Source organism: Phenylobacterium sp. (assembly GCF_044358365.1).
Classification (GTDB): domain Bacteria; phylum Pseudomonadota; class Alphaproteobacteria; order Caulobacterales; family Caulobacteraceae; genus Phenylobacterium.
Window position 1 is genome coordinate 1 of record NZ_JBIKNZ010000100.1, and the last position, 8,908, is coordinate 8,908.

8 protein-coding genes and 1 pseudogene are annotated in these 8,908 nt (G+C 65.2%); 5 read left to right on the forward strand and 4 right to left on the reverse strand.

From position 1 onward, the window contains the following. Together ACIQ3B_RS17265 and ACIQ3B_RS17270 are read left to right on the forward strand one after the other, a co-directional pair. A pseudogene (locus ACIQ3B_RS17265) lies at window positions 1–106 on the forward strand (IS5/IS1182 family transposase); the annotation flags it as partial. 380 nt (window positions 107–486) lie between these two features. Continuing rightward, the gene (locus tag ACIQ3B_RS17270) at window positions 487–732 is read left to right on the forward strand and encodes a hypothetical protein (RefSeq protein ID WP_397404773.1); all 246 of its coding nucleotides are present in this window, start codon (window positions 487–489) and stop codon (window positions 730–732) included. A 109-nt stretch (window positions 733–841) separates the two neighbouring features. Here the strand turns inward: ACIQ3B_RS17270 and ACIQ3B_RS17275 are convergent, their stop codons facing one another. Next, a complete protein-coding gene (locus ACIQ3B_RS17275) occupies window positions 842–1,810 on the reverse strand; it encodes a polyprenyl synthetase family protein (protein WP_397404787.1) in 969 nt (322 codons plus the stop codon). Window positions 1,811–1,979: 169 nt separating this feature from the next. Between ACIQ3B_RS17275 and ACIQ3B_RS17280 the strand changes: the two genes are divergently transcribed. Continuing rightward, the gene (locus tag ACIQ3B_RS17280) at window positions 1,980–2,720 is read left to right on the forward strand and encodes a tRNA1(Val) (adenine(37)-N6)-methyltransferase (RefSeq protein ID WP_397404775.1); all 741 of its coding nucleotides are present in this window, start codon (window positions 1,980–1,982) and stop codon (window positions 2,718–2,720) included. A gap of 217 nt (window positions 2,721–2,937) precedes the next feature. After that, window positions 2,938–4,014 (forward strand): ribosome small subunit-dependent GTPase A, encoded by a 1,077-nt coding sequence (rsgA, locus tag ACIQ3B_RS17285; protein ID WP_397404777.1) that lies wholly within the window; start codon window positions 2,938–2,940, stop codon window positions 4,012–4,014. 87 nt (window positions 4,015–4,101) lie between these two features. Here rsgA and ACIQ3B_RS17290 read toward each other — a convergent pair whose 3' ends face one another. From ACIQ3B_RS17290 to ilvC, 3 genes are all read right to left on the reverse strand, one after another. Beyond that, entirely contained in the window at window positions 4,102–5,520 is a 1,419-nt protein-coding gene (locus ACIQ3B_RS17290) for a coniferyl aldehyde dehydrogenase (RefSeq protein WP_397404779.1), read from the reverse strand. Window positions 5,521–5,833: 313 nt separating this feature from the next. Beyond that, entirely contained in the window at window positions 5,834–6,793 is a 960-nt protein-coding gene (locus tag ACIQ3B_RS17295; RefSeq protein WP_397404781.1) for a hypothetical protein, read from the reverse strand. Window positions 6,794–7,132: 339 nt separating this feature from the next. Continuing rightward, window positions 7,133–8,152 carry a ketol-acid reductoisomerase gene (ilvC, locus tag ACIQ3B_RS17300; RefSeq protein ID WP_397404783.1) on the reverse strand — a complete coding sequence of 340 codons (1,020 nt, stop codon included), beginning with the start codon at window positions 8,150–8,152 and terminating at the stop codon, window positions 7,133–7,135. Window positions 8,153–8,313: 161 nt separating this feature from the next. Between ilvC and arfB the strand changes: the two genes are divergently transcribed. Further along, the gene (gene arfB, locus ACIQ3B_RS17305; RefSeq protein WP_397404785.1) at window positions 8,314–8,739 is read left to right on the forward strand and encodes an alternative ribosome rescue aminoacyl-tRNA hydrolase ArfB; all 426 of its coding nucleotides are present in this window, start codon (window positions 8,314–8,316) and stop codon (window positions 8,737–8,739) included. The last annotated feature ends 169 nt before the right edge of the window (window positions 8,740–8,908 follow it).

Consider the following 8,908-nt stretch of genomic DNA (forward strand, 5'->3'; position numbering starts at 1 on the left):
CGGACGCCTCAAGGACTGGCGGCGCATCCACACCCGATACGACCGATGCGCACACACCTTCATGTCCGCCATCGCTCTCGCTGCCACCGTCATCTTCTGGCTATGATCAATGAGTCCTGAGCCTAGTCAAGAACGGCGGGGAGTACGACGGCATACCGATAGCGAGCGCCATCTTCTGGAACTCGCTGACGGTTCTCGATCCCCTCGCCGCCGCGCTTCTTTATCTGCGACCTCGGATCGGCGTTGCCGCCACGATGGCGATAATGATCTCGGACGTCGCCCACAACACGTGGGTGGTAGCGACGTTCGGGGGTATGGTTTGGATGGTTGCCATCCAAGCAGCCTTCCTTCTCTTCGTGCTTGCCTCCGCTCACTTGATCTGGCGAGCGGCGCCCGACCTACGGATTTCAATCTTCATTTGAGTCCGTCAGCATGTTCGGCCATCGCGCCCATTGACCCCGCCGCCAAACCGGCGCGTGAAGGTTCATGGCCAAGGAAACCGTCTACATCGTGCAGTCTTACAAGGCCGGTCGCGGCAAGTCGCTGAAGGCCGAGCAACAGGTGGGCTGCAAGAACGCCGAGGAGGCGCGCCGCAAGGCCGAGCGGCTGGGACCGCTTCGGCCCGCCGTAGTAGCCTTTTCGGTCACTGCCGACACCGAGTTGGGCGACTATGACGAGAACCCGGTGATCCTGTTCCGCTCCGGGCCGCTGCCGCACCCGTTTGCCGACTAGGAGCCTGTCCGGTTCAGATGGAATCATCTGAATCGGATAAACAGGCTCGTTTTCATATGTTTAGAGCACGACGGGCGCTTGAACCGGTATCCACTTCAAGCTGTCTGCCCTAGGCCCGGCGCATGACCGCAAAATCGGCCAGGTCCTGCATCGCCGGCCGCCAGGGATTGGAGCCGAAATCCGCGATCGCCGCCTTGGCGCTCTCGGCATAGCGCACCGCCAGCGCCAAGGTTTCATCGAGCGCGCGGGTCTCGCGCATCAACTCGCAGGCACGTTCCAGGTCGCCATCCGCCTGTTCGCGACGGTCGATGGTGCGCACCCAGAAGTCGCGCTCGCTTGATGCCGTTCGCGACATGGCCAGCAGCAGCGGCAGGGTGACCTTGCCCTCACGGAAGTCGTCGCCGGGGTTCTTGCCGAGGGTCTTGGCCTCGCCGGAATAGTCGAGGGCGTCGTCGATCAGCTGGAACGCCAGTCCCAGATCCTGACCGAACTTGCGCAAGGCGCGGCGCTGTTCCGGAGAGGCCCCGGCTGAGACGGCGCCCGCCTCCGCGGCTGCGGCGAAGAGTTCGGCGGTCTTGGCCTTGATGATCTCCAGATAGACCTCCTGGCTGAGATCCAGGTCATGGCTGCGAGTCAATTGCAGCACCTCGCCTTCGGAGATTACGCGACTGGCGCGCGCCAGGATCTCCAGCGCCGACATGGAACCGGCGTCCACCATCAACTCAAAGGCGCGGGCGAACAGAAAGTCTCCCACCAGCACGCTGGCCGGCGCGCCCCAGATCAGGTGCGCAGCCACCCGTCCCCGACGCAACTGCGAGGAATCGACCACGTCATCGTGCAGCAGGGTGGCCGTGTGGATAAACTCGACAGCGGCGGCCAGTTTAAGGCACGCATCGTCCCTTGCGCCGCACAGCCGGGCTGCTGCGATGGTCAGCAGCGGCCGAAGCCGCTTGGCGGAGCCCGCGATCAGGTGGTCAGCCAGCGCCGGAATCACAGGGACGGGACTATCCATGTGCAGCCGGATCAGCCCGTCAACGGCGCGCATGTCCGGGCCCGCGAGCTTGAGCAGCAGGTCCAGCGAGGGCGGTGCGGCAATGGCCTGGGCGGCTTCCAAGCAAGGTTTCCTGTTTCGACCCGACCGCCTGCCCCCAAAGCCGCCGTTTGGCGGGACAATGCGGACGCGATAGGGCACGGTCAATATCCGAAGGCTTTACGCCTCTCCCCCGCTGACTCCAAGGCTTGCCGTTATGGATGCCATCACCAATGACTACCTGCTGGACGGTCGCGTTCAGTTGCGCCAGCCCGTTCGCGGTTATCGCGCCGGGCTGGACGCCGCCTTGCTGGCAGCGGCCTGTGACGCCAGGCCAGGCCAGCGGGTGCTGGAGGCCGGTTGCGGGGCGGGCGGCGCCCTGCTTGCTGCGGCCTCGCGGTGTCCGGAGGTTCGGTTCACCGGCGTCGAACGCGACCCTGACGCCCTGTCGCTGGCGAACGAGAACATCGCGCTAAACGGGTTTCAGGACCGCGTTGAGGCGATCGAAGGCGATGTTGCCATCCGCTTCTCCGCCTTGGGTATCGAACCGTTTGACGCCGCCATGACCAACCCGCCGTTCTTCGACGACAGCGCAGGCCTGCGTGGCCCGTCGCCGGAAAAGCGCGCCGCCTGGATGGCTGATGATGGATTGGCGGCCTGGATCGGTTTCATGTCAAAGGGGGTCCGCGAGGGCGGAAGCCTGACCCTGGTCCATCGCGCTGATCGGTTGGCCGACATCCTGGCGCTGCTGGGCGAGAAGTGCGGCGGGATCCAGATCCTGCCCATCCATCCGTTCGCAGATGAACCGGCCAAACGGGTGCTGGTGCGCGCGATCAAGACTGGCAAGGCGCCGCTGAGGTTGCTGCCAGCCCTCGTACTGCACGATCGCAATGGCGACAAACACCGGCCCGAGGTCGAGGCGATCCTGCGCGGTGAGGCGGCGATCAACTGGCACTGAGCGACCGCGTTCGCGACCTTGACGCAAGGAGCGCCACCCGCCAAGGTCAGCCATCGTTCATGATGAACGCCACGGCAGAGGAGGATGTTTCATGTCGCCCATTGCGCCCGCAGCCCCTCGCTGCGTCACGGCTTCTGCCGCGTAGGCAAGAGATCACGTCAAACCGGGATCTCCGCCGTCGACGCCTGATCGGCTTTCGACATCAAGGACAATCCCATTGCTGACCTCCTATGGCTGGAGCGAAACGCTCCGGAACGACTTTGCCATGCACGCCGCCCAGGGCCTCGTGCCCGGTAGGATTATCGTGCAACAACGCGGCGGCTATCGTCTGATCACCGAGCTGGGTGAGATCGACGCCCGGGCGACCGGGCCGTTGATGAAGGCCGCCACCGATATCTCTCGCCCCGCCGCCGGCGATTGGGTGGCGTTGGAGGCCCGGCCCGGTGAGACCACCGCCCTGGTCCACGCCGTGCTGCCGCGCTCGACCGCCTTCATCCGCAAGGCGTCGGGCCCCCGCGCCGGCGCCCAGGTGGTGGCGGCCAATGTCGACGTGGCCTTCCTGGTCGCCTCGCTGAACGCCAACCTCAACCCGCGTCGGCTGGAACGCTATCTGGCGACCACGCATGAGAGCGGCGCCAGACCGGTGATCGTGCTGACCAAGGCCGACCTCGCCGAATTCCTCGCCGAGGACATCGCCGAGATCGAAGCCATCGCCTCCGGGGCCCCGGTGCTGGCGATCTCCGCGAAGACCGGCCAGGGACTGGAAACCCTCGATGCCTGGCTGCGTCCCGGCCAAACGGCGGTGCTGCTGGGCTCGTCGGGCGCGGGCAAGTCCACCCTGCTCAACGTGCTGGCGGGCGAGGAGCGGATGGCCACGCGGGAAGTACGCGCCGCCGACGACCGCGGCCGCCACACCACCACCCACCGCGAACTGGTCCTGCTGCCGTCGGGCGCCCTGATCCTCGACACCCCGGGCATGCGCGAACTGGGGCTTTGGGACGCCGACGAAGGGGTCTCGGCCACCTTCGCCGACATCGAGGAGTTGGCTACCCAGTGCCGGTTCCGCGACTGCAGCCACGGCGACGAGCCCGGCTGCGCCATCCAGGCGGCCATCGACGCCGGCGACCTGGATCCCGGTCGGCTCTACAGCTTCGAGAAGCTGCAGGCCGAGCTGGCACATGATCGCCGGAGGCAGGACCCTCTGCTGGCCCAGGAGCACAAGAAACTCTGGGCATCGCGCGGCAAGGCCGGCAAGGCGCGAATGAAGCAGAAGGGCCGGATGCCGGACGAGTAGGCAGGTCGGGGGGCAGCAGCGCCCCCACCATCACTTCGTGATCCCCCTCTCCGTTGTGACGGGGGGACCGGGTCCGCGCCCCTCACCTCACCCCTTGATCTGCCCGTCCAGGAACTTCCTGATGCCCGCGCCATAGGGCGGGCGGAGCATTTTCAGGGGGCCAATGTCCTTCTTCATCTGGGTGAAGACGGCCTTGCGGTGGCTGAATTCGCGGAAGCCGTCGGCGCCGTGATAGCTGCCCATGCCGGAGGGGCCGACGCCGCCGAAGGGAAGCTCTTCCTGGGCCACGTGCATGATCACGTCATTGATGGTGACGCCGCCGGCCGTGGTGTGGGTGAGCACGCGCTCCTGCTCGGCGGCATCAGCGCCGAAGTAGTAGAGGCCCAGCGGACGGTCGCGGCCGTTCACATAGGCGATGGCCTCATCAAGGGTGTTGTAGCCCTTGACCGGCAGGACGGGGCCGAAGATCTCTTCCTGCATCACCTTCATGTCGTCGGTGGGATCCAGGATCAGCGTCGGCGCGATCTTGCGATGCTCCTGCTGAGAGAGATCCTCGCTCTCGGGTTTCAGCTCGATCACCCGGGCGCCCTTGGCGCGGGCGTCGTCGATGTAGCCGGTGATGCGGTCAAAGTGCCGCTGGGCGACGACGGCGGTGTAGTCTGGATTGTCCTTGATCGTCGGGAACATGGTCGAGACCGAGGTACGGGCAGCGGCGACGAAGGCCTCAACCTGATCCTGAGGCGCCAGCACATAGTCCGGCGCCAGGCAGATCTGACCGGCGTTGAGGGTCTTGCCGTTCATCACCCGGGCAGCGGCGGTGGGCATGTCGGCGGAGCGGCCCAGGATCACCGGGCTCTTTCCGCCAAGCTCCAGAGTAAGGGGCACCAGGTTCTCGGCCGCCGCGCGCATCACGTGGCGGGCCACCGAGGTGGCGCCGGTGAAGATCAGGTGGTCGAAGGCCAGGTGCGAGAACGCCTCGCCGATCTCCGGCCCGCCGGTGACCACGGCAATCTCCTCCTCGGAGAAGGCGCCGGACAGCATGGTCTTCATCAGCTCGGAGGTGACGGGGGTGTACTCGGACGGCTTGATCATCGCCCGGTTTCCCGCAGCCAGGATGCCGGCCAGGGGCGCGAAGGTGAGGTTCACCGGGAAGTTCCAGGGGCTGATCACGCCCACGACGCCCTTTGGCTGGTAGCGGACCTCGGCCTTGGCGCCGAACAGGCCGAGAATGGCAGGTGTTGGCTTGCGCTTTTCCGTGCGCATCCACTTGCGCAGATTATCGCGAGCATGCTGCAGCGGACCGATGGAGCCGGCGATGTCGGTAAAGGCCGTCGCCTCGCGCGAGCGGGCGCCGAAGTCGGTGTTGAGGGCGTCCTCGATGGCCCGGCGGTTCTCGCGCAGCAGCCGGATGCAGCGGTCGATCCGCTCGATCCTGAGCTCCGCCGAGGCCTCGCCGTCGCGCAGGTGGGCGGCTTTCTGGCGCTCCAGGATGGCCTGCATTTCCATAGTGGGTTCTCTCTTCAGGTGCACTAAGGCCCGCTATCGCGGCAGACCAGGGCCCATCGGGGCCTGTGCGGATACTTAGGCCCAACCGATGGCGGCGCAAGACCGATCCTGCGTCGCCCCTGGACGAATGACGCCCGAAAGAACCGCGCGCGTACCCCTGCGCGGGGGTCGCGGGACCAAGTCGTATCACAGGAGCGCCGAGAGCGGGTGGGGCAAAGGCTGGTACCGGTTTGCCGCCCACGGCCTGCACCAGCCCCATGAGGGCGATCAGACGTTTTGAGACCGGATGGATACGATCCGATCTCGATCTGCGCTAGGCCCTCAGGTTGACGGGCCGGGGCGGGTTTTCCCAGGCGGGCGGCGTCCAGAGCGCATCAAACTGGTCTTCGAAGCCCTTGAACCAGGGCTGGGCTTTCAGGTCATCGACCGTGCGAATAGGGCCGCCTGACATGCGCTCAAGGCTGATGGTGCCCATGGCCTGCCTGAGCAGCTTGACGATCGGGCTGTCACTCTCGACGTCTTCGCGGCTATGGCCGCTGTTCTGGTTCGGATCGTCTATGATCAAATTGTAGGACTGCTCCAGTTCAGCGCGCTTGGCGGCCCAGGCCAACGTAGATTTTTCCTCATCGCTGACGGAGTCCAGGAAGGCCATGCCAGCCTTGAAGCGTCCGACGTTGTCACTGCCAAATACGTCCACGAAACGTCCCGCGAGGCTGCTTGGACCGCTATACAGCCCTGTAGCCAGGCTGAGTTGCTGATCCATGACCCACTGCGCACTGGTCTGTTCGTCCTTTGAAAACTGGCCGCCGACATTTTGCGCAACGGCATTCAGCGCGCGGCGGTCGAGACCCGCTGTCAGGGTATAGATGTCCTTACCTTCCCAGCTGTTGACATCAAACGGCTTGCCAGAAGCCTTCATGGCCTGATGTTGCGCGTCCAGACTGGCGCGTGCGGCTGAAGCCACCTCGCCGAGGCTTAGACCTTGGGAAAGGACCTGTCTGCCAGGACCTTCCACGCCATTCGACAGCATATTTGCCGACGTCCCGTCCCGCCTTGGGAAGTATTGAGCAAACCGGTTGCCGATGGTTTGAGGTGGCTGGGCAAGCACAGCCCTGGCTTCGGCGGAAAGCTCAACCGTGACGGCGCCTCTGCCTGCACCGGTCGACGGGGCGGTTTCAGGCTCCCGAGCCGTAGATCGTTGGGCCGTTGTTCCCGCCCGCACATTGAGCGCATAGGCAGCGTCTGCGGCCGAGATTGTGTTGATGGAGGACATAGCCATTCTCAGCGACCCGCGCCCTTGAACCACACGTCACGATCCGTCGAGACGTCGAGTACAGTCAAGGGTAGAAAACCACAATTTTGCGTTAACAGGACACGGTCAAGAGGGGCGTCCTGGACCAGACCGGCCAGCCAGCCAGCCAGCCAGCAGGCAAACCCAGGCCCGGCAAAAGGCAGGGGGTCACGAGACGATTTGCCGGGTCCGATTTCTGCCAGTTCGCGGGGTCGGCGACGTGAATCCCATCCTCCCACCGTGAAGGAAGCCCGGGCTTTCATCCAGGCTTCATCCCGAAATCCGGTTTCCCGCTTTCTCAGGGATGACCCGCTGCGCGGATCAGTTCCGGGACGTATCCACCAGGGCGTTCTTGGTGATCCAGGGCATCATGGCGCGCAGGCGCTGGCCGACTTCCTCAATCTGGTGTTCCGAACCGCGACGGCGAGTGGCCTTGAAGGACGGCGCGCCGACGGCGTTTTCCTGCATGAAGTCGCGCACGAAACGGCCGGACTGGATGTCCTCCAGCACGCGCTTCATCTCGGCCTTGGTGTCGGCGGTGACGATGCGGGGGCCGGTCACGTACTCGCCGTACTCGGCGGTGTTGGAGATCGAGTAGTTCATGTTGGCGATGCCGCCTTCGTAGATCAGGTCCACGATCAGCTTCACCTCATGCAGGCATTCGAAATAGGCCATTTCCGGCGCGTAGCCGGCTTCGACAAGGGTCTCGAAGCCCGCGCGGATCAGTTCCACGAGGCCGCCGCACAGCACGGCCTGCTCGCCGAACAGGTCGGTCTCGCATTCCTCGCGGAAGTTGGTCTCGATGATGCCCGAGCGGCCGCCGCCGATGGCCGAGGCATAGGCAAGGCCGAGATCCATGGCGCCGCCGGTGGCGTCCTGATGGACGGCGATCAGGCAGGGCACGCCGCCACCCTTCTGGTACTCGCCGCGCACGGTGTGACCGGGGCCCTTGGGGGCGACCATCAGCACGTCGATGCCGGCGGCCGGTTCGATCAGGTTGAAGTGGACGTTCAGACCATGGGCGAACAGGAGAGCTGTGCCCGCCTTGATGTTGGGTGCGATCTCGGCGTTGTAGATGCCGCGCTGCAGCTCGTCGGGGGCCAGCACCATCAGCACGTCGGCCCATTTGGCGGCGTCGGCCACGCTCATCACCTTCAGGCCGTCGGCTTCGACCTTCTTGGCGGTGGCCGAGCCGGGCTTCAGCGCCACGGCCACGTTCTTCGCGCCGGAGTCATGAAGGTTGAGGGCATGGGCACGCCCTTGCGAGCCATAGCCTACGATGGCGATCTTCTTGTCCAGGATGCGGGAAATGTCGGCGTCGCGGTCATAGTAAACGCGCATGATCGTACTCCTGGAGGATCACAAAGGCTGGGACCCGCGCAATGGCGGGTCAGCAAAGCGCGCGCTTTCCAGCGGTTTTTTGCCCAAAGGTCAAGGGAAGGCGCGTCATGGGCTGTTCAGACGGCGTCGCAACCTGCGCCGAAACATGGCAGATCGGCCCCATGATCGAGGTTTCCCCCGACATCACGCTCGGCGACGATGAGGTCCAGGTCCGCGCGGTGCGCGCGTCCGGGCCGGGGGGGCAGCATGTCAACAAGGTCTCCACCGCCATCGAGCTCAGGTTTGATGTGCGGGGTTCGCCGTCGCTGACGCCCTACGTTCAGGCGCGGCTGGAGAAGCTGGCGGGCAGCCGCCTGACCCTTGAGGGCGTCATCGTGCTCGTGGCTCAGGCCCGCCGCTCGCAGGAAATGAACCGCCAGGAGGCGTTCGAGCGTTTGTTCGACCTGATCCGCAAAGCCGCCGAGCCGCCACCACCGCCGCGCAAGAAGACGCGGCCGACCTTCGCCTCGAAGCTGCGGCGGATCGAGGGCAAGGTGAAGCGCGGCGGTGTCAAGGCGCTGCGGGGACGGCCAGACGGGGAGGATTAGCGTTCTGACCACGCGCCCACTCCGGTCATCCCCGCGAACGCGGGGAGGTGGATTCTCGTTTGAAGTGCAACAGGTGCTCGGAGAAGACCTCAACTGGGGTGCGGAAGTCCAGGCATTGTCGCGGGGTGTTGTTGAAGGCGACGACGGCGGCGGCGATCTGGTCCGGATC